The organism is Simplicispira sp. GW247-4R2A, from assembly GCF_059424465.1.
The window spans coordinates 14,859-34,199 of record NZ_JBWKZM010000006.1; the positions used below are offsets into that span (position 1 = coordinate 14,859).

General features: G+C 64.0%; 16 protein-coding genes and 1 pseudogene. 4 read left to right on the plus strand and 13 right to left on the minus strand.

The features are described from left to right. Positions 1–2 precede the first annotated feature (2 nt). The 4 genes from AC07ZH_RS06040 to AC07ZH_RS06055 all read right to left on the minus strand — a co-directional run bounded on the left by AC07ZH_RS06040 (position 3) and on the right by AC07ZH_RS06055 (position 5,196). A complete protein-coding gene (locus AC07ZH_RS06040) occupies positions 3–1,955 on the minus strand; it encodes a propionate--CoA ligase (RefSeq protein WP_495198966.1) in 1,953 nt (650 codons plus the stop codon). A gap of 55 nt (positions 1,956–2,010) precedes the next feature. Further along, a complete protein-coding gene (locus tag AC07ZH_RS06045) occupies positions 2,011–2,613 on the minus strand; it encodes an isochorismatase family protein (RefSeq protein WP_495198967.1) in 603 nt (200 codons plus the stop codon). A gap of 61 nt (positions 2,614–2,674) precedes the next feature. Further along, entirely contained in the window at positions 2,675–3,601 is a 927-nt protein-coding gene (locus AC07ZH_RS06050; protein ID WP_495198968.1) for a ribose-phosphate diphosphokinase, read from the minus strand. Between the two features lie 2 nt (positions 3,602–3,603). Then, positions 3,604–5,196, minus strand: coding sequence for a thymidine phosphorylase family protein (locus AC07ZH_RS06055; RefSeq protein ID WP_495198969.1), 1,593 nt, complete (start codon positions 5,194–5,196; stop codon positions 3,604–3,606). A 126-nt stretch (positions 5,197–5,322) separates the two neighbouring features. On the opposite strand from AC07ZH_RS06055, the gene AC07ZH_RS06060 reads away from it, so the two are divergent. The 3 genes from AC07ZH_RS06060 to AC07ZH_RS06070 all read left to right on the plus strand — a co-directional run bounded on the left by AC07ZH_RS06060 (position 5,323) and on the right by AC07ZH_RS06070 (position 7,211). Further along, positions 5,323–5,970: a C40 family peptidase gene (locus tag AC07ZH_RS06060; RefSeq protein ID WP_495198970.1), complete on the plus strand. Its 648-nt coding sequence runs from the start codon at positions 5,323–5,325 to the stop codon at positions 5,968–5,970. A gap of 51 nt (positions 5,971–6,021) precedes the next feature. Continuing rightward, on the plus strand, positions 6,022–6,663 hold the full coding sequence (locus tag AC07ZH_RS06065) for an adenylate/guanylate cyclase domain-containing protein (protein ID WP_495198971.1): 642 nt from the start codon (positions 6,022–6,024) through the stop codon (positions 6,661–6,663). An 89-nt stretch (positions 6,664–6,752) separates the two neighbouring features. Beyond that, positions 6,753–7,211, plus strand: a complete 459-nt coding sequence (locus tag AC07ZH_RS06070; protein WP_495199059.1) for a hypothetical protein — start codon at positions 6,753–6,755, stop codon at positions 7,209–7,211. 7 nt (positions 7,212–7,218) lie between these two features. Here AC07ZH_RS06070 and AC07ZH_RS06075 read toward each other — a convergent pair whose 3' ends face one another. The 9 genes and pseudogenes from AC07ZH_RS06075 to AC07ZH_RS06115 form a co-directional block, all read right to left on the minus strand. Beyond that, a complete protein-coding gene (locus AC07ZH_RS06075) occupies positions 7,219–7,425 on the minus strand; it encodes a hypothetical protein (RefSeq protein WP_495198972.1) in 207 nt (68 codons plus the stop codon). A 35-nt stretch (positions 7,426–7,460) separates the two neighbouring features. Next, a pseudogene (locus AC07ZH_RS06080) lies at positions 7,461–7,652 on the minus strand (hypothetical protein); the annotation flags it as partial. Further along, positions 7,652–7,786, minus strand: a complete 135-nt coding sequence (locus AC07ZH_RS06085; protein WP_495198973.1) for a hypothetical protein — start codon at positions 7,784–7,786, stop codon at positions 7,652–7,654. The gene AC07ZH_RS06085 and the pseudogene AC07ZH_RS06080, both read right to left, overlap by 1 nt. 46 nt (positions 7,787–7,832) lie before the next feature. Further along, a complete protein-coding gene (locus tag AC07ZH_RS06090; protein WP_495198974.1) occupies positions 7,833–10,988 on the minus strand; it encodes an efflux RND transporter permease subunit in 3,156 nt (1,051 codons plus the stop codon). Positions 10,989–11,016: 28 nt separating this feature from the next. After that, complete coding sequence (locus tag AC07ZH_RS06095; protein ID WP_495198975.1) at positions 11,017–12,087, minus strand: efflux RND transporter periplasmic adaptor subunit; 1,071 nt, start codon at positions 12,085–12,087, stop codon at positions 11,017–11,019. Then, positions 12,084–13,490, minus strand: a complete 1,407-nt coding sequence (locus tag AC07ZH_RS06100) for a TolC family protein (protein ID WP_495198976.1) — start codon at positions 13,488–13,490, stop codon at positions 12,084–12,086. Before AC07ZH_RS06100 ends, AC07ZH_RS06095 begins: the two co-directional genes overlap by 4 nt. Positions 13,491–14,209: 719 nt before the next feature. Beyond that, positions 14,210–15,463: an NRAMP family divalent metal transporter gene (locus AC07ZH_RS06105; protein WP_495198977.1), complete on the minus strand. Its 1,254-nt coding sequence runs from the start codon at positions 15,461–15,463 to the stop codon at positions 14,210–14,212. 133 nt (positions 15,464–15,596) lie between these two features. Next, the gene (locus AC07ZH_RS06110; protein ID WP_495198978.1) at positions 15,597–16,967 is read right to left on the minus strand and encodes a tryptophanase; all 1,371 of its coding nucleotides are present in this window, start codon (positions 16,965–16,967) and stop codon (positions 15,597–15,599) included. A 129-nt stretch (positions 16,968–17,096) separates the two neighbouring features. Continuing rightward, on the minus strand, positions 17,097–18,155 hold the full coding sequence (locus tag AC07ZH_RS06115; RefSeq protein WP_119107659.1) for a LacI family DNA-binding transcriptional regulator: 1,059 nt from the start codon (positions 18,153–18,155) through the stop codon (positions 17,097–17,099). A 134-nt stretch (positions 18,156–18,289) separates the two neighbouring features. On the opposite strand from AC07ZH_RS06115, the gene AC07ZH_RS06120 reads away from it, so the two are divergent. Then, a complete protein-coding gene (locus AC07ZH_RS06120) occupies positions 18,290–19,309 on the plus strand; it encodes a TRAP transporter substrate-binding protein (RefSeq protein WP_495198979.1) in 1,020 nt (339 codons plus the stop codon). Positions 19,310–19,341: the final 32 nt, after the last annotated feature.

Consider the following 19,341-nt stretch of genomic DNA (forward strand, 5'->3'; position numbering starts at 1 on the left):
GCTCATTCGCCCACCATGGCGCGCACTTGCTGCAGCGCTGTCGGGTCTTCCATGGTCGTCAAATCGCCGGGGTCGCGCCGCTCGGCCACGGCCTGCAGCACGCGGCGCAGCAGCTTGCCGCTGCGCGTCTTGGGCAGTGCGGTGACGAAGAACACGCGCGATGGCCTGGCCACGGCGCCCAGTTGCTTGTCCACCTGCTTCATGACTTCGCCTTCGAGCTTGAGGCGCGCTGCGGCGTCGTCAAGCCCCGTCGCATCGCGCGGCACGGCAAACGCCATCGCCACCTGGCCTTTGAGGCTGTCGGCCACGCCCACCACGGCGACTTCGGCAATGTTCGGGTGCGACGAGATCGATTCCTCGATCTCGCGCGTCCCCAGGCGGTGGCCGGCGACGTTGATCACGTCGTCGGTACGGCCGAGGATGAAGTAGTAGCCATCGGCGTCGCGAATGCCCCAATCGAAGGTGCTGTAGATCTGCCGGCCGGGGATGGTGCTCCAGTAGGTGCTGACGAAGCGCTCGTCGTCGCCCCAAATGGTCTGCAGGCAGCCGGGGGGCAGCGGGCCTTCGATGGCGACCACGCCCTTCTGATTGGGCGCTGTCAGCTCCTCGCCGGTGGCCTCGTCGATCAGCTTGACGTTGTAGCCGTACATGGCCTTGCCGGGGCTGCCAAAGCGCGTGGTCTGCTGCTCGATGCCGTTGGCCAGCGTGAGGATGGGCCAGCCGGTTTCGGTCTGCCAGTAGTTGTCGATGATGGGCACGGCCAGCGCGTCGCTGATCCACTGCGCCGTCGGCTCGTCGAGCGGCTCGCCGGCCAGCCACAGGGCCTTGAGGCTGGAGACATCGTATTTTTTCAGCCAGGACGGGTCTTGCTTCTTGAGCACGCGCACCGCCGTTGGCGCCGAGAACATGTGCGTGACCTTGTATTTTTCGACGATGCTCCACCAGACGCCAGCGTCAGGCCGCGTCGGCAGGCCTTCGTACATGATGGTGGTCAGGCCGGCGATCAGCGGGCCATAAATGATGTAGCTGTGGCCCACCACCCAGCCGATGTCGCTGGTGGCGAAGTACACCTCGCCAGGACGCGCGTCGAAAATGTGCTTCATGCTGGCCGCCAGTGCCACCGTGTAGCCGCCGGTATCGCGCTGTACGCCCTTGGGCTTGCCCGTGGTGCCGCTGGTGTAGAGCGTATAGCTGGGGTGTGTGGAAGGCAGCCACTCGCAGGGCACCTCGGCATCAAGGTGCTGCGCGCGCAGTTCGCCCCACAGGTGGTCGCGCCCGGCTTCGAGTTGCATCGGTACCAAGCCCCGGTCCACCAGCAGCACGGCCTGCGGCTTGTGGCTGGCCAGGCGAATGGCATCATCGAGCAGCGGTTTGTACGCCACGGCCTTGCCGCCGCGCGAACCGGCGTCGGCGCTGACGATCAGCACCGGCGTTGCATCGTCGATGCGGGACGCCAGCGACCCCGAGGCAAAACCGCCAAACACCACGCTGTGCAAGGCGCCAATGCGCACGCAGGCGAGCATGGCAAACGCGGCTTCGGCCACCATGGGCATGTAGATCAAGACCCGGTCGCCCTTTTTGACGCCCAGCGCCCGCAGGCTGGCGGCCATGCGCTGCACCTCGGCGTGCAGTTCGCGGAAGCTGTAGCTGCGCTCGGTGTCGGTTTCGGTGGAAATGGCGACCAGTGCGGCCTGGTCCGCACGCTCAGCCAGGTGGCGGTCCACCGCGTTGTGGCACAAATTGGTGGTGCCGCCGACAAACCAGCGCGCAAACGGCGGATTGCTGTAGTCGCAGACCTGCTCGGGCGGCGTCTGCCAATCGATCAGCCGGGCCTGGGTGGCCCAGAAGTTGTCGCGCTGATCAATGGATTGACGGTAAAACTTGGCGTAGCTGGTCATGGAACAGGTCTCCTGGAACGACTCAATAGCCGCATGGTACGGCGATTCTGAATTCATAATTATTCATGACGGGCTTGCGGGAAGCTGACGCACCCGTCTGGCCAAGCGCACCCTATTTGATGAGTGCAAGCGCCTGGCGGAAAGCCGAATGCTCACAGCTGCCCAGCCACTCAAAGCCCACCATCTCGGTCGTGACCAGCTCGGCCCCTGCGCCTGCCAGGCGGTCGTAGGCGGCGTCCCGGCTGCGCTCGGTGCGCGAGCTGCATGCGTCGGTTACCACCCAGACCTCGAATTCGTCTTCCAGCAGGCCGAGAGCGGTTTGCAGCAGACAGACATGTGCCTCACAGCCAGCGATGACGATGCTGTTGCGGGGTGGCGCGGCCTGCGCCGTCTTCTGCAGGTGTTTGGGCAGGCTGCGGGCGTTGCCCGCCGGGGGCTTGGCGGGTGGGCGCAGCCACTCGCCCAGGCCTTCTTCGGCAGCGCTGAAATGCATCTTGGCCAGCGTGTCCTTGCACAGGGCGCGCAGCCGCTCGTCGTTGTGTCCCAGGCGCGAGGGGTTTTGCTCGGTGCCCCACACCGGCACGTCCATCAGCTTGGCAAGTTGCGCCAAGCGAACGGCGTTGGCCAGCGTAGCCTCTGCGTCGTGGATGACCGGCATCAGGCGCTCCTGGTAGTCCACCAGCACCAGTTGGCATTCGGAGGCTTCAAGCAGCATTGGGTTTCCTTCTCTTATTTTGCAGATAGCGCCATTGTCGCCGTGCAGGTCACGCCGACAATCACACCGGCACCGCAGCCAGCACTTGGACCAAGGCTTGTGCCAGCGCGTCGGCCATGAACACGCAGTTGCTGGCATGGGGGATGCAATCGGTGCTCCAGAAATCGCCGATTCCGGCGCCGTGCAAGGCGGCGAGATCCGCATCCGACAAGAGCGCGTGCGTCACCGCCACATCGACCGATGCCGCGCCCGCCGCCAGCAGCAGCCTTGCCGCTTCAGCCAATGTGTGGCCAGTGCTGGCCACATCGTCCAGCAGCACCACGCTGCGCCCCGCAAGGGGCACTTGCGGCAGCGTCACCGTAACGCTGCGGTCGCCTTCGCGCGTCTTGTGGCACACCGCATGGTCGAACCCATGGCGCGCCGCCGCCTGCGCCACCCACTGGGCGGATTCGCCATCGGGCCCCATCAGCAAGGGTGCCGCGCGCTGCGCCGCAATCCAGTCGCCCAACAGCGGCGCGCCGCTGACCACGGCACAGGCGCGCGCCGGCACCGCGTCTTCGAGCCGGGCCACGCGGTGCAGGTGCGGGTCCACGGTGACCACGGCGTCGAAAAGCCCGGCCAGAAACGGCCCGACGATGCGCTGACTCACCGCCTCGCCGGGCTGAAAGGCGATGTCCTGGCGCATATAGGCCAGGTAGGGTGCCACCAGGGCGAGGCATTGAACCCCCAGCGTGCGCGCGGCTTGGGCGGCAAGCAGCAGTTCGACGAGCTTTTCGTTGGGGTGGTGCAGGCTGCGCAGCAGCACGGCACGGCCGGGCAAGCGGCCTGCGGCGTCCACTGGCAGGCGCAGCTTGATCTCTCCATCCGGGAAGCGGTGGCATTCGATCGCCACAGGGTGCAAGCCAGCGGCAACCGCCAGGCGCGCTGCGCTTGCGGCCTCATCGGCAAAGTGGAGCAGGCAGGCAGTGGGTTCGGCGGGGCTGTGCATGCTCAGCCTTCTTCCAGGGAGGCGCCGGCGGGCACCGCGCCATCAATCCGGTAGCCGCTCGCGCGCGTGCAGGCCTGGCGCGCAAACTCCAGATCGGCCGGGAAGCTGGCATACACGCGGTACAGCGGCGTGCCAGGGGCTACGGCATCGCCTAGCTTGCACAGCAAATCGACACCAGCGACCTGCACCGTGGGGGCACCAGCGAGGCGCGCGATACGGGCGATTTGCAGGTTGTCAATGCCCACTACCACGCCGGCCGCGGGCGCGCCGACCTCGAAGCTGAGCGGCCCCAGCGGCGGGTGTGCGGCGTCAAAGCTGTGGGCACCTTGGGCCTCCATGATGGCCTGCATGCGCGCCAGGGCGCGGCCGGAATCGAGAATGTCCCGGGCAATCGCGTAACCGGCACCGCCACGCACGTCGGGGTGGAACTCAATCATGCGGCCCGCCAGGCGCAACGCCTTTTCGCGCAGGTCGTGCGGCGCCAATGGATCGTTGTGCAGGACGCGCATCACGTCGCGCGCTTCAAGCACCGGCCCCACGCCCTGCCCCACCGGCTGACTGCCATCGGTAATCACCACGTCCAGCACCAAACCCAGGCGTCGGGCCACGTATTCAAACAGCCGGCGCAGGCGCTGTGCCTCGGGCATGGAACGCACTTTCGCGGTAGGCCCCAAGGGAATATCGAGCAGCAGGTGCGTGGAGCCTGCAGCCAGCTTCTTGGACAGGATGGACGCCACCATCTGCCCAGGCGAATCAATCGACAGCGGGCGCTCGACCGAGATCAGCACATCGTCCGCCGGCGAAAGCTGGGCCGTGCCGCCCCACACCAGGCAGCCGCGGTGTTCGCGCACGATGTCCTGCAGGCGGGGAAGCGGCAGCTCTACTTCGGCCAGCACCTCCATGGTATCGGCGGTTCCGGAAGGCGAGGTGATGGCGCGCGACGAGGTCTTGGGGCAGAGCAGTCCATGCGCCGCGACGATGGGCACGACCAGCATGGAGGTGCGGTTGCCGGGAATACCGCCGATGCAGTGCTTGTCCACCACCAGGGGTTCGTGCCAGTCGAGCCGCTGACCGCTGGCAGCCATGGCGTCGGTGAGGAAATACACCTCCTCGCGATCGAGCTCGTCGCGCGCGCAGCCGACGACAAAGGCGGTAAGCTCAATCTTGGAATAGCGCTTGTCGACGATGTCGTGGATGATGGCGCGGAAGTCCTCACGTTGCAGCCGCTCGCCCGCCAGCTTGCGAAACAGGGCATCCATGGAGGCCGGCCGCTCGGCCTGCGCCACGGCAATACTGTGCCCCTCTTGCACGCCAAGCTGCGCAAATGCGTCCTCGGACAGACCAATTTCATGCTGGGCGACGAGCGCCTCGTCGTCCACCACGTTGAGCGTCGCCAGGATGCGCCGCCCATTGGCGCGCACCTCGATTTTGGAGAGCGCCTGAAAACCCTCCGCTCGGTACACCGCGCAGTCGCGGTGCAAGTAAGCGACGTTCTCCCGCCAGGTGTCAATCGCCACGCGCCGCAGGGCCAGGCATGAAGTGGTGGCGGCTCCGGTCGGCGCAAGTTCGCTGGCAACGCAAGGGTCTGGACTCATAAGTCTTGTGCAGTGTTTCACTCAGAACCCATCCAGCGTAACGCAACACCCACTGCGCCAGCGCGTTGCGGCGCTGACAAAACGCAGAAAAGGGCACGAATCCAAGTCGTGTTACCCTCCGCGCCCATGTCCCGTTGGTTTTACCCCCTGCTTATTGCCACCTTCTGTGCCCAGACGGCATTTGCAACCCCTGCTGAACCCCCTGCCGATGCGCCAACAGCGCAGGCCATACCGCTGCAAGCGAGCGACACGGGCCCGGCGGCAGCGCCTGCCTTGCACGAGTCCCTGGTGCTGCGCTCCTTCGAGCAGGTGGGCCATACGGTGGTGGACCAGGCGCACACGGTGGCCGACAACACATCGGCACTGGTCACCACGGCCATGGGTTTCATGGGTCTGCGCTACCGGCGCGGCGGCAACAGCGAAAGAACCGGATTCGACTGCAGCGGCTTCGTCCGAGCGGTGTACGAAAAAACCGCCGGCTTGGTCTTGCCCCGGCGCGCCAAGGACCAGGCGGCTGCGACCAAGGTCATCGACAAGCGCGATCTTCAGCCGGGCGATCTGGTGTTCTTCAACACGATGCGCCATGCCTTCAGCCATGTGGGCGTCTACCTGGGTGACGGCAAGTTCATCCATTCGCCCCGGTCCGGCGAAACCGTGCGCGTGGACGACCTGCAAGACAGCTATTGGAGAAAGCGCTTTAACGGTGCACGCCACGTCACCTTGGACGAACAGGCCAGCGCCCGGCTGAGCGCAGCGTCGACCATAGGCGAATAAGCGAATAAAGCCCCGGCACGCTGCGCAGCGACCCGTTTTGCCGCAGAGCCCATGCCGCACCAAGCCCACGACAAGGCCTACCTGCACAGCCTGCTGGCGCGGCGCAACCAGGACAGTACCCTGCACGCGCAGATCAACGCCGCCATTGAGGCAGCGTTCGTGCGCCAGGTGGCCATCCTGGCGCTCGACATATGCGGCTTCACCAGCACCACCAAACGCCACGGCATCATCCACTTTCTGGCCATGGTGCACCAGATGGAGCAGGCCGCACGCCCGGCCATCGAAGGCAATGGTGGCGAAGTGATCAAGCAGGAAGCCGACAACCTGTTTGCGGTGTTTTCAGAGCCCGTGCAAGCGCTTGAAGCCGCCCTCGATATCCGCCGCGCGCTCGACGCCATGAATGCGGTGCAGCCCCCGCACAGCGCCCTGTACGCCAGCATGGGCATTGGCTTTGGCCAGACCTTGGTGATTGCCCACAGCGACATGTTTGGCGCCGAGATGAACTTCACCTGCAAGCTGGGCGAGGACATTGCCGGCACGGGCGAGATTCTGCTCACCCCTGCTGCCGTGGCTGCATTGCCGCCTGAGCGCTATCTGTTTCGTGAAATCACACCCCAGATAGGCGGCGCCGAACAAACCGCGTTTTCTCTGCAGGCCTGCCTAGTCGAGCGCCCGCTCGGGCCACTCTCGTAGAGCCCATGGCCAGCTTGAAACGCATGCTCAAGGGAAAAACTTCAGGTGCCACACTGGATGCCTTGCCAGAAACCCCACATCAGGCCGCCATGCAAGCAGCCGCACAGCGCTCACGCAGCCTGCTCAAGCGCCGCGCCCTGGTCGCGGCCGTCGCCAGCACAGTGCCAGTACCAGGCCTGGACTGGGCAGTGGATGCTGCCCTGCTTTCGCGCCTGCTGCCACAAATCAGCGCTGAATTTGGCCTGACGCCCGCCCAGCTCAATGCGCTTGACCCGCACAAGCGCGAGCAGGTGCAAAAGGCCGTGGCCATGGTTGGCTCGGTGCTGATCGGTAAGTTCATCACCCGCGACCTGGTGCTCAAAGCGGTGCGCACCGCAGGCCTGCGCCTGACCACGCAGCAACTGAGCAAGTACATCCCCCTGGCCGGTCAGGCCGTCTCGGCAGCACTGGGCTACGCCACACTGCAGTTTTTGGGCGAGCAGCACATCCGCGACTGCATCGCCGTAGCCGAGGCGGCGCAGCTGCGGTTGCCGCCGCCAGCGGGCTGAGCACTCCTTATTTTGTAGCTGCATGGCCAATTTTGCCCAAGGCGGTTTCAAGTCCAAGTGCAACGAAAAAGTCAGCCCAGCGGTCCTTCGGCGCCTTCTTGATGGACTTGCTCCAACAGGCTTGGTCGGCGTATCTGGCCGCAAGCGCATCGATATTGACGTTGGTGGCAATCTCGTCGAATTCGAAGGTCCGAACAAGCTGACGTGCTGCCAAGCCACCGGAGAGATTCCTCGGACGATGGCGATAGCCTCCTGGTCGCCAGCGGCCACCCTCCGTGTGTACACCTTCAAACGCAACGCCGTGTTGTAGAAGATGCTCGCGCCAGTGATCAGGCGCGAGCACCCGTTCCCGATCTGCCGCTCGGCTTCGGTGTGAACCCGGAATTTGCCCCCATTGACGTCGGCGGCTGCGTTGCGAAACCGGGCGATGGTGGCCTGCATCACATCGATCTAGTCATGATGTCGGACTTGTTGCTGTACCGCAGATCGAACACGTAGTGACGCTCGTGTTTATGGGTGCCGATGACGCGGGCGTTGATCGGCACGCCGTTGTCCACCAGCTTATAGGCGCTCACGCCCTTCTGCAGTCCGAAAGACCGATCAACTCAAGAAAGGCATGCATCAACGAATACCCTCCAGTCCCTGGCTCGGGTTTGACGGCAGAGGGTCACTTCTCGGCTGGCCGTCTGCCTCGCGCGTCGGCTGGAAACGACCGAACCTCAGCGCCAGGGCCGGCAGCACCAGCAGGTTCAACAACGTCGAGGTGACCAGCCCGCCGAGAATGACGATGGCCATCGGCCCCTCGATTTCGTTTCCCGGCTCACCAGTGCGCAGTGCCAGCGGCAGCAGGCCGAGCGCAGTGACTGTAGCCGTCATCAGGATAGGCATCAGCCGCTCGCTGGCGCCGCGCAGCGCCGCTTCTGGGCCCCAGGGCATGCCCTCCTTTTCGACCAGATGCTGATAATGTGAGATCAACATGATGGAATTGCGCAGCGTGATACCGAACAAGGTAACGAAGCCGATCATGGAGCCCAGACTCAGGTTGCCTCCGGTTGCCAGGACGGTCGCGACGCCACCGACGAGCGCAAACGGCAGGTTGACCAGAACCAGCGCCGTAGCCCGTGCGGCACGCAGCGCCAGAAACAACAACAGCACAATGCCCCCGCCAGCAAGTGCGGAATTCACCAGCAAGTCATGCTGGGCGCGCGCACGCGCCTGCGCCTCGCCGGCGAACACGATGTAGGTACCCTGTGGCAAACGCACGTCGCGGGTAATGCGGGCCTGCGCATCGTGGACGAAATCGCTGACCTGACGCCCGTGTACCGCCGACGTAACGGTCTGCACCCGCTGACCGCCGCCGTGCTCGATCTGCGAACGCCCGGCGGCTTCGGTGATATCGGCGAGTTGCTGCAGCGGCACCGCCATACCCTGGGCGTTGCGCACCAGCAGTGCACCCACATCGGCAGGATGTTGCCGGTGCGACGGGTCGAGGATCACCGAGACGCCGTATACCCGGTTGCCCTCGTAAACCTGGGCGACATCGGTCCCGCCAAACGCAGACTGCACCGCGTCAAGCACCTCCACCGGCGAAAATCCGTAGCGTTCCAACTGCTGGGGTCGCAGGCGCACACTGAGTTGCGGCGTGCCCGGTGGAGCCTGCAGGCTCACGCCGATTGCGCCTGGTACCGCGTTAAGCACCTGCATCACCTCGCGCGCCTTGCCGTCCAGTACATCGAGGTCGTTGCCGTAAATGTTGACGACCACTGGCGCCGTGGCGCCCGAAATAGTCTCGTCAATGCGCTCGATCAAGAAGGTGTTCACCGAGACCGTGATCCCGACGAAGCCCTCCAGCACCTGCCGGATTTTGTCCAGCGTCAACGCTTGTTGCGAACCGGACATGGGCTGCAGGTCGACCTCGAACTCGCTGACGTTGACGCCCACCGGATCGACCACCTCGCTGGCCCGGCCTGCGCGCTGCGCGACCAGCCGCACACCGTGTACCGTGCCCAGCGCTGCGCTGATCCGGTTGCCTACACGCATCGACTCGTTCAGCGAGGTACCGGGTGCGAGCGACATGTGTACGGTGTAGTGACCCTCTTTCATTTCGGGAATGAAATTGCCGCTGAGAAACGGCAGCGTCACCAGCGCGGCAATGCACAGGCCTGCCACCACGATGGCGACCGTGCCAGTGTGCTTTTCGACGCCCGACAACCATCGCCCGTAGCCGCACTTCAGCTTTGCCGCGAACCGCGTTTCATGCACCGGCAGGGGCCGATTGCCTAACAGCAGGTAGGCCAGAGCCGGGGTGAGTGTCAGCGCGACCGCCAACGAAGCCAGCACGGCCACGATGTAGGCGGTCCCCAAGGGCGCAAAAAGCTTGCCGGCCACGCCCGACAACGTGAGCACCGGCAGAAATACCAGCGTCACGATGAAGGTGGCGTACACGACCGCAGTGCGCACCTCCAGCGAGGCGGCAAGGACCACACGTGCTGCCGACAAGGGGTGTTCCAGCGCATTGTTCTCGCGCAAGCGCCGAAAGATGTTCTCTACATCGATGATCGCGTCGTCCACCACCTCGCCGAGCGCGATCGCCAATCCGCCCAGGGTCATCGTGTTGAGGCTGATGCCCATGCGGTGAAGCACGATGACCGCGGTCAGCAGCGACAGCGGGATGGCGATGGCCGAGATCGCCGCTGTTCGCAGGTTGAACAGAAACAGGAACAACACGGCAATCACCAGCACGCCACCCAGAAGCAGCGCATCGCGCAAGTGGTCTATGGCAACCACAATGAAGTTCGCCGGTCGAAATATGGAGGGCTCCAGGGTCACCTTTTCGGAGGCGAGAAGGGGCTTCAATCCTGCCAGAGCACTGTCGATTGCCGTGGTCACCGCCATCGGGTCGGCGCCGTATTGGCTCTCGATCACGAGCATGACACCTGGCTGGCCGTCGATCGCCGCGGCGCCCACTGCGGCCCCCGGTGCGAAGCGCACGGTCGCCACGTCACCGAGCCTGATTCGGGTCCCGTTGCGCAGCAGCATCGGGGTCTGCGCCAGTTGTTCGGCGGTATGGACCTGGCCTTCAGTGCTGATCACAATGCGCTGGTTGGTCCCCTCCAGAAAGCCTGCGCCACGAACGCCGGTGGAGCGCCTGGCGGCGTCAACGACGTCCTGCAGCGACAAGCCGTGCTGTTCCAGCCGCTGCGGATCGACCTGCACCTGAAATTGGCGCGCGTCGCCGCCAAACACCACCACGTCGGCGACGCCGGGCAGTCCTGTCAAACTAGGCTTGAGCGTCCATTGGGCAAGGTCATGCAATTTGCCAAGCGAACGCTCATGCGACGTAAGTCCGATGACCAGAACCACGCTGGTCGAGGAGGTCAACGGAAGCAAGGCAGGCGGTTTAACGCTGGAGGGCAGGACTGCGGCGAGCGCTGTCAGACGCTCGTTTGCCAGCTGGCGCGCTCGCTGTATGTCGGTAGCATCGCTGAAGGTGACGCTGATCATCGACAGTCCCTGCAGCGATTTCGACTTCATCGAGTCGACGCCCAAGGTTCCCCCAAGCGCGTTCTCGATGGGTTGTGTGACAAGCACTTCCACCTGCTCAGCCGACAGCCCAGGCGCCTCGGTCTGCACGACGGCGGTCGGCGCTGAAAACTCCGGAAACACATCGAGTCGGGCCACCGACAGCGTGTACATGCCATAGCCAACCAATAGACAGGCCAGGGCGATCACGACGCCCCGGAACCGGATCGAGAAGGCGACGATGTGGCCCAGCACCTGGCACCCCGAGGGGCGGTTTTCAAGTTCAGTCGCATTCGGGATCCTTGCAGCCGGCGCCGCCTGGCGGCGGACGCTGCTCTTCCGACAACAAGAGGCCCGCGCCGCTGGTGACGATGCGCTGACCCGGCTGCAGGTCGGCCACAGCGATGTAGCCGCCCTCGGATTGCGCCGCTTGGCCAAGCGCCTGGCGTGCGAACCGAGTCGGGCTGTCCTGGACATACGCCCACGGCTGTCCGGCGTACCACACCACGGCACTGGACGGGACGAACACTGCCTGCGCCGCTGGGATGGTGGTCGGCAGGTAGCCGACCACCGATGTGCCCACGGCAAGCGGTGACGCTACCTGGTAAACCCAGCTGGTGCCCGCGACACCCGGGTCGGCTTGGGCTGCAGCCGACACCCGAAAACCCGGGATTCGGCTGCCACCGCTGGCCTGAACATCGATTTCGGTTGGTGGTGCGTGCGTGCCAGAGGCCGGTGGCAGTGTCACGCGTACCAGGACATCCATGCGCTTGAGGAGCCGGCTGAATGCCGCCGAGCCCGGATCGAACGCCCAGCGCGCCAAGGTGCTGCCGAACTGCTGCTGCGCACTCGCCTCGATGTTGCGCACGCTGCGCCCAGCGGCATCGGCCTTCGCCTGGTTCGCAAGATCAGCGGCCTGCGCTGCTTGGTAGGCCTTGAGCGACACGTTGCGCTGGTCCTCGTACAGCGCACGATTGCGTTCCACCTCGGCCCGCGATACGGCCGCTGCAGCCTGGGCTGCGACGGCATCGGCCTGTGCCGCATCGTGCCGACTGCGCAGGTCGATCAGCGGCTGCAAGTCGAGCACGTTGCCGAACACCGTCACCTCAACACGCCGCGTTGTCGCGGCAAGCGCTTCGGTGGACACGCCGCTGCGGCGTTGGGTTGCCAGGTCGAGCCGCACCATCGTCACGCCGTTAACGACCGACACCGAACTCGACGCCGCAGGTACCGGCGGCGTGTGCGCCGGACTTGCTGCTCCCCCATCCGACAGGCCGATAGCAGCCGCCACGGCGAGCAAGCCGAGACCCAAGAGACTGATGGCGATAGGTTTGAAGTGATCCGCAAGCGTCATTCGAGTCTTTCTGGCTGCGATGTGGGCAGGCGGGCCGACATCGGGATCTGCAAGGCGTCGTCCAGTTCACCGATCGCGCGCTGGACCGCCGCCAAGGCGTCGGCCCGGTTCAGCGCGACCGTCTGCACCTCCACGTCGGCGCTTACGAGGCTGAGTCGGTCAGATTCACCGACATCGAACGCCTTGTGCACGTCCGCCCACTGCCGTTGCTGTGCGACCTGCAGGGATTCGGACAAATGCAGCGCCGTCAGCGCCGAACGGTAGTGCTGGGCTGCGCGTTCGGTTGCTCCGATGGCCCGCGCTTGCGTGGCATTGAAGCGGGTGGCAGCCTCTTTGCGCCGTGCTGATGCTTCTGCGATGGGCCCTTCGTTCCGGTTGAACAGCGGCAACACAATGCCCGACACAGGCAGCGCAAACTTGTGCGCGCCGGCGTCATAGGTGTAGCCAGGTCCGAGGTGAATGTCGGGATACTGGTTTGCGACCTCCAACTGCAGCGCCGCCTGACTCGCCTCGTAAGCGGCTAAGGCGGCCAGCACGTCAGTCCGGTTCAGCAGCGCAGTTTCCTGTACGGCCTCGTCCGGCAGATCGGGATACGTCGCCTCGAAGGCATCGAAGCGGACATTCGCCGCCTCCAACACCCGTGCGGGAAGGCCGATGATGGCTGCGACTGCGGTCCGCGCGTCGACTACCTGCTGCGCTGACCTACCAAGTTCGACGCGTTGTTGCAGCAGCGCTGCGCGCGCTTGCAGGACTTCTGGTGCAGACATGGCGCCCACTGACAGGCGCTTGTCCAGCATCTGGACAAGCACCTGTCGAGACTGAACTTGCTGCGCCAGAAGCCGGCTGCGCTGCTGCGCGGCAAACCAGTTGAGCATCTGGGTGCGAAGTTGACTTCGCACCTGCCAGGCCGCCTGACCGACTTCAAGTTGCGCGGCGACGGAAAGCTGCCGCGCCGCGGCGATGCGGTAGCCGCGCTTGCCTGCGGTCTCGACCGGAATATCCAGGGCAAGTCCCCAGGTGTACGGCGACTCTCCCGGCTTGGCGTTTCGGGTGTAGCCAAAGGGCAATTGCAATGAAGGGTTTGTCCGCTGTGAAGCCGTTTGCACCGCAGCGGCGGTTGTCGCGCTTCTGGCGCGTGCCAAGTCGAGTTCCGGACTGAAATAGAACGCAGCCAGCGTCAACGACTCGAGATCCCATGCGCTCACTCTTCCATCGGCGGGTCGGACTGCGAGATGCGAGACCACGTAGTCCTGCACCTCCGGTCCGTCGAGCGTTCGTGCCTCGAAAGACCGCAGCGTCGCAGCAGGCGCGATGGGGGCAGGCGCGAAACTTGCGCAGCCGCAGAGCCACAGGGATGCGGCGAGCGCGGCGACCCGCAGCGAGATGGCATTGGGCGACACCATAGGCTGGGAGCGATCGAGTTGTCTCACGAAATGGTGCCTGCTGACGGGTATGGGGATCAAGGCGTGAACCCTATTCGGAAACCGACTTCGCTGGCCTTAATCTGGATGGTAGTTATTTTAGCTGCCCGCCCTTAGGGGGCGGCGTAAGTGATTGGTTTCAAATTGGTATGACCGACAAAGGATCAATAGGATGGTTGTTTCCAAGCAATCAAACTGTCACTCCGAAGGCCGCCGCCATGGATCAATGCCCAAAGCGACTTGTATCGGTGCCGGCCCAGCATTGGACGCAGCGCCAGGGCGAACCACGCTGTAGAGTACTTCAACGCTGCTAGCCGGCGCGCAGTTGCTGAACACGACAGAGGCACAGTCGCCCGATCACCGCGAGCGACTGTACCCACCCACGCTTGCGCTGTCGATGTTCATGCGCCTGGCGTTGCAGGCCGATGGCCCATCCCAGGAGGCGGTCCATGGCTGGGCTACGCCACACTGCAGTTTTTGGGCGAGCAGCACATCCGCGCCTGCATCGCCCCGGCCGAGGCGGCGCAACTGCGGTTGCCGCCACCAGCGGGCTGATTGCTCTTCTTTTTATAGCTATATACGCTTTTTGAATAAGCGATAGAGCCACGTTTGACTATGAATTTTCCCATTGAAAATGGGTATCGCAGGGGTTTGGGAGGTACCGAACCAGCAACCGGCGCCCGAACCCAAGCCCAAGCCATTCAGGTGAACGTTCCCCATAGCCCGGCATACAGGCCGAAGCCCGCGGTCACCGCGATCGTGATCCCAACGATCCAGCTATAGCGCCCTGACAGGCGGTACGGAGCCGGAAGCGCCCGCCGCGCGAGCATGAAAAGAAAACCCAGGACGATAGGCAGCAAGAGCGCGTTCATCACCTGGACACCCACGCTCAACTTGACCAGATCAACGCCAGAGGCAACAAGTATGGCGCCAAGCACGAGGGTGACTGTGTAGACACCATAGAACCAGGGTGCTTCACGCGGGTGGTACTCCAGCGAATGCTTGAAGCCAAGGATTTCGCCCAGGGTTCGAGCGGCCGTCAGCGTGACAACAATCGTAGCGATCAGCGCGGCCCCCATCATGCCGAGCGCAAACATCAAGGTGCCCGTGTGCTCGCCAACGAAGGGCGTGATCGCCTGGGCAATCTGCTCAACTGTGTCCAGGGATTGCCCCTTGTGGGCGTTGCCGATGGTGGCGGCAGTGACCACCAACACAGCGGCCATGATGATCTGGGTGACAACGGCACCCATGGCGGTGTCCCAGCGCGCGGCCGGAAGGTCCTCGGCGGTCAGGCCTTTTTCCACGACGGAAGACTGCTGATAAAAAACCATCCAGGGCATGATCACCGCGCCGACATTGGCCGCTGCCAGGTACAGGTACTTCGGGTCGGAGAACGGGATGGACACGGCACCAGCTGCCATCGCGCCAAAATCAGGATGGGCTTGCCTGGCGACGACGAGGAAGACGAGTTCAAACAGGCCGACCGCCAGGGCGATGCGCTCGACGGTCAGGTAGGAGCCGGTATAGGCCATGAGCACCAAGCCGCCCACCACGATGGCCATGCTCTCCCAGGCCGGTATCCCAGCCAGCATGCCGACACCGGCAACACCGCTTAGTTCGGTCACAAGGGCCCCCACGCAGGCCAGGAGCAGCGTAGAGACGGATATCCAGGCCCAGGTCGGGCCAAAGTGCTTGCGGATGCCCCGTGCGTGGCCTTCGCCGGTGATGATGCCGAGCCGGACGGTGAGCTCCTGGACAATGTAGAGGATGGGGATCAGCACCGCCTGCAAGAGCAGCAGGCGGTAGCCCCACTGGGCACCGCTCTGTGCCGCGGTAATGATGCTGCCGGCGTCGGTGTCCGCCAGCATGACCACGGTGCCCGGCCCGACAATGGCCGCAAAGCGACCCCATCGCGGACGGCGAAGCGGCATTGCCAGCGCGGTTGCATTTGTCATTTCGTGCTTTCAATGATAATGCTTCTCATTATCATACAAGCCGGGATCGGCCGCAACGGGTGACCATCAAGGCCACAGGCCGGCACCGGTGGTGGTGCCTTAAGTCATTTCGCGGCTCCGTTGCCCCATTTCCTCACACCCAGGCGCACTCACAGGTGAAATGGCGCAGAAACTGCGGCTGCTTGGTGATGCGCACGCCGCGGATGCTCGCTGCTTTCTGCTTGACCTCGGCGATCACCTCGGCGGCGTAGTCGAAGTGCGACTGCGTGTACATCCGCCGCGGAAACGCCAGGCGCACCAGTTCCATGCTGTGGTAGGTCTCGGTGCCATCCGCCAGGCGCTTGCCGAACATGACCGAGCCGATCTCCACCCCGCGAATACCGCCTTCCAGATACAGCGCGTTGCACAGCGCCCAGGCGGGGTAGTGCGCCACGGGCATGTCGGGCAGCACTGTTTTGGCGTCGATGTACACCGCGTGGCCGCCGGTGGGCTTGACGAAGCCGACGCCAGCGGCGTCCAGCCGCTCACCCAGGTATTCGGCGGTGCGCAGGCGGTAGCGCAGGTAGTCCTCGTCCATGCCCTCTTCCAGGCCCACGGCCATGGCTTCCAGATCACGCCCAGCCAGACCGCCGTAGGTGGGGAAGCCTTCCATCATGATCAGGCCGTTGCGCACGCCATCCATCCATTCGTCACTGCGCAGCACGATGAAGCCGCCGATATTGACCATGGCATCCTTCTTGGCGCTCATGGTGGCACCGTCGCAGTACGAGAACATTTCTTGGACGATGTCGCGGATGGGGGTGTTCTCGTAGCCCGGCTCGCGCATCTTGATGAACATGGCGTTCTCCGAGAAGCGGCACACATCCATGATGAAGGGCTTGCCGTACTTCTTGAGCAATGCCGAATAGGCACGGATGTTGGCCATCGACACGGGCTGGCCGCCACCGGTGTTGTTGGTCACGGTGATCATGCCAAACGGGATGCGCGCGCCCTCCTTCTGCAGCACAGCCTCGGCGCGCGCCAGATCAATGTTGCCCTTGAAAGGGTAGATCAACGCCGGTTGCAGGCCCTCGGGGATCACGAGGTCCACCGCCTCGATCCCCAGATATTCGAGGTTGGCGCGCGTGGTGTCGAAATGGCAGTTGTTGGGTACCAGATCGCCCTTCTTGCACACCGCCGTGAACAGCACTTTCTCGGCCGCGCGGCCCTGGTGCGTGGGAACGAAGTGCTGCATGCCGGTGATGTCCTGGATGACTTTTTCCAGCCGGTAAAAGCTGCGCGCACCGGCATAGCTTTCGTCGCCCTCCATGATGGCGCCCCACTGCTTGCTCGACATGGCTCCCGTCCCGGAATCGGTCAGCCAGTCGAGCAGCACGTCTTCGGCGCGCAGCTTGAAGACGTTGAGGTGCGCGGCCTCCAGCATCTGCTCGCGCTGGGCGCGCGTCGTCATGCGAATGGGCTCGATGCTCTTGATACGGAAGGGTTCGATGAGGGTTTTGGGCATGGTGGTCTCTGGCCGTGTAGGAAAAGTGGCGCAAAGTTATCACCGGGGTTTGGGGCGTGGTGTCGGTTAATAGCAACGAATCTGGCATGCGGCTCCCGCGCAGCGATGCTGAGGCATCGCTGCCGCCGGTTACGGTAGGTTTTCGCGAAAAATGACTTGGCTTCGCGCCACTTCCACGCCGCCCATGGGCTCGAGCCCGTCGCGCACGTTGGCGAAGATGCGTACGCAGCTGCTCATGGCGGTTTGCGGGCTTTGCGTAATCACGGCGTCCATGGTGCCGCGAATCAAGAGCGCCCGCGTGTCGGGCGAGAGGCCGTGACCGACAAAGGCGACTTGTTGTGCGCGCCCGGCCTCTTCCAAGGCGCGGGCAACGCCATCCGAGGCACCGCCAATGTTGTAGATGCCGGCCAACTCCGGGTGCTGTTCCAGCAGCACCCGGGTCTGCGCATAATTTTTCGCTGCGTCGTCATGCCCTTCACGCAGGCCCACGACCTCGACCTCGGGAAACTGCTCCTGAAACAGCTGAAGAAACCCGGCTTCACGGTCTTCATGGGCGCGGTAGCTCAGGCTGCCGGCAATCATCGCCACCTTGGTCACCCTGCCCGTACGCGGGCCGATGAAGCGGCCGATGAGGTAGGCCGCCGTCCGGCCCGCGGCGCGGTTGTCCAGGCCCACATAGGCCGCTCGCCGGGTACTCGAGATGTCCGAGATCAGCGTCACTGTGGGCACATTGCGCTCAGCCAGGCTGTCAACCGCTTCGCGCACCGCCGGGTGCTCCAGCGCCATGAACGCGACACCGTTGGCCCGCTCGCCAGCGCGCAAAAGGCTGCGTGCCAGTTCATCGGGGTTGAAGCTTTCAATGAACTCCACATGGCAGCACACGTTGTAAGGCGCCCAGTGGTCCTGCAAATAGCCGACGCTGTCACCCATCATGCGAATGAAGCGGTTGGTGCCGCCGGGCAACAGGAACGTAAGCCGCATAGGCTGCGGCGCAAGTGCTGCGTAGAGGTCGCTCTCGGGAAGGTAGCGCAATTGCGCAGCGGCGCGCAGCACGCGCTGTACCGTGGCCGTGCGCACGCCCGCGCGCCGGTTGAGCACACGGTCAACGGTGGCCGTGGAAACGCCTGCCAACCGTGCCACATCGGGCAAAAGTGCCGGTTTGGCGAACGTTTTGGAGCCCTTGGTCATCTCGGGTTTACCCTAGAAAAAACATCAAAATACATCAACAAAGTAATTTGACGCTATGGCATCCAACCCATATCGTCAAGGCTCTTTCTAAAAATGATGCATCAAAAGTCATCATCTATCAACCAGGAGACACCATGACAGAAATGACCCGCCGCAGCCTGTTGCGCACCCTGTCCGCTGTGCCGGTTGCCGGCATGACAACAGCCTTGCCGGCCATGGCGCAGACCGCCGAGTTCTCGCTCAAGTACGGCAACAACCTGCCCGTTACGCACCCGTTGAACATCCGCGCAAAGGAGGCCTGCGATCGCATCCTCAAGGAGAGCAAGGGGCGCGTGGACATCAAGATCTTCCCCAACAACCAGTTGGGCGGCGATACCGACATGCTTTCGCAGGTGCGCTCGGGCGGCATAGATTTCTTCACACCCTCGGCGCTGGTGATCGCTACCCTGGTGCCTGTCGCGGCCATCAACGCGGTGGGATTTGCCTTCTCTGACTACAACCAGGTGTGGTCGGCCATGGACGGTGATCTGGGCGCCCACGTGCGCGCCGCCATCGCCAAGATGCGCCTGCACACGTTTGAAAAGATGTGGGACAACGGCTTTCGCCAGACCACCAGCAGCAAGGCGCCGATCACCACCGCCAAAGACCTTGACGGCCTGAAGATCCGCGTGCCGGTCAGCCCGCTGTCGATCTCCATGTTCAAGGGGCTGGGCGCCTCGCCCACCAGCCTGCAGTTCAGCGAGGTGTATTCGTCGCTGCAAACCAAGATCGTGGACGCGCAGGAAAACCCGCTGCCGATCATCCAGGTCGCCAAGCTGTACGAAGTGCAGAAATTTTGCTCGCTCACCAACCACATCTGGGACGGTTACTGGTTCATTGCCAACGGCCGCACCTGGGAGCGCCTGCCGGCCGACCTCAAGGCCATCGTGTCTGCCGCCATCAACGACGCCGGCATGGGGCAGCGGGACGACATCAAGAAGCTCAACGAGTCGGTCGTGGGCGACCTGCAGTCCAAAGGCCTGGCCATCAACCGCCCTGCCGCCGAGACCTTCCGCGCCAAGTTGCGCGAAGCCGGCTTCTACGGCGAGTGGAAAGGGCGCTTTGGCGACGAGGCCTGGGGCTTGCTGGAAAAGTCGGTGGGCAAGCTGGCCTGATTCGACCCACGTTCCCCGAGCGGCGCTTGCGC

Coding starts and splice junctions, on each gene's coding strand:
- AC07ZH_RS06065 (WP_495198971.1), top strand. CDS start 6,022: ATGCCGCACCAAGCCCACGACAAGGCCTACCTGCACAGCCTGCTGGCG.
- AC07ZH_RS06110 (WP_495198978.1), bottom strand. CDS start 16,967: ATGCCCAAAACCCTCATCGAACCCTTCCGTATCAAGAGCATCGAGCCC.
- AC07ZH_RS06060 (WP_495198970.1), top strand. CDS start 5,323: ATGTCCCGTTGGTTTTACCCCCTGCTTATTGCCACCTTCTGTGCCCAG.
- AC07ZH_RS06045 (WP_495198967.1), bottom strand. CDS start 2,613: ATGCTGCTTGAAGCCTCCGAATGCCAACTGGTGCTGGTGGACTACCAG.
- AC07ZH_RS06115 (WP_119107659.1), bottom strand. CDS start 18,155: ATGACCAAGGGCTCCAAAACGTTCGCCAAACCGGCACTTTTGCCCGAT.
- AC07ZH_RS06095 (WP_495198975.1), bottom strand. CDS start 12,087: ATGACGCTTGCGGATCACTTCAAACCTATCGCCATCAGTCTCTTGGGT.
- AC07ZH_RS06120 (WP_495198979.1), top strand. CDS start 18,290: ATGACAGAAATGACCCGCCGCAGCCTGTTGCGCACCCTGTCCGCTGTG.
- AC07ZH_RS06040 (WP_495198966.1), bottom strand. CDS start 1,955: ATGAATTCAGAATCGCCGTACCATGCGGCTATTGAGTCGTTCCAGGAG.
- AC07ZH_RS06070 (WP_495199059.1), top strand. CDS start 6,753: ATGCAAGCAGCCGCACAGCGCTCACGCAGCCTGCTCAAGCGCCGCGCC.
- AC07ZH_RS06050 (WP_495198968.1), bottom strand. CDS start 3,601: ATGCACAGCCCCGCCGAACCCACTGCCTGCCTGCTCCACTTTGCCGAT.
- AC07ZH_RS06100 (WP_495198976.1), bottom strand. CDS start 13,490: ATGGTGTCGCCCAATGCCATCTCGCTGCGGGTCGCCGCGCTCGCCGCA.
- AC07ZH_RS06055 (WP_495198969.1), bottom strand. CDS start 5,196: ATGAGTCCAGACCCTTGCGTTGCCAGCGAACTTGCGCCGACCGGAGCC.
- AC07ZH_RS06105 (WP_495198977.1), bottom strand. CDS start 15,463: ATGACAAATGCAACCGCGCTGGCAATGCCGCTTCGCCGTCCGCGATGG.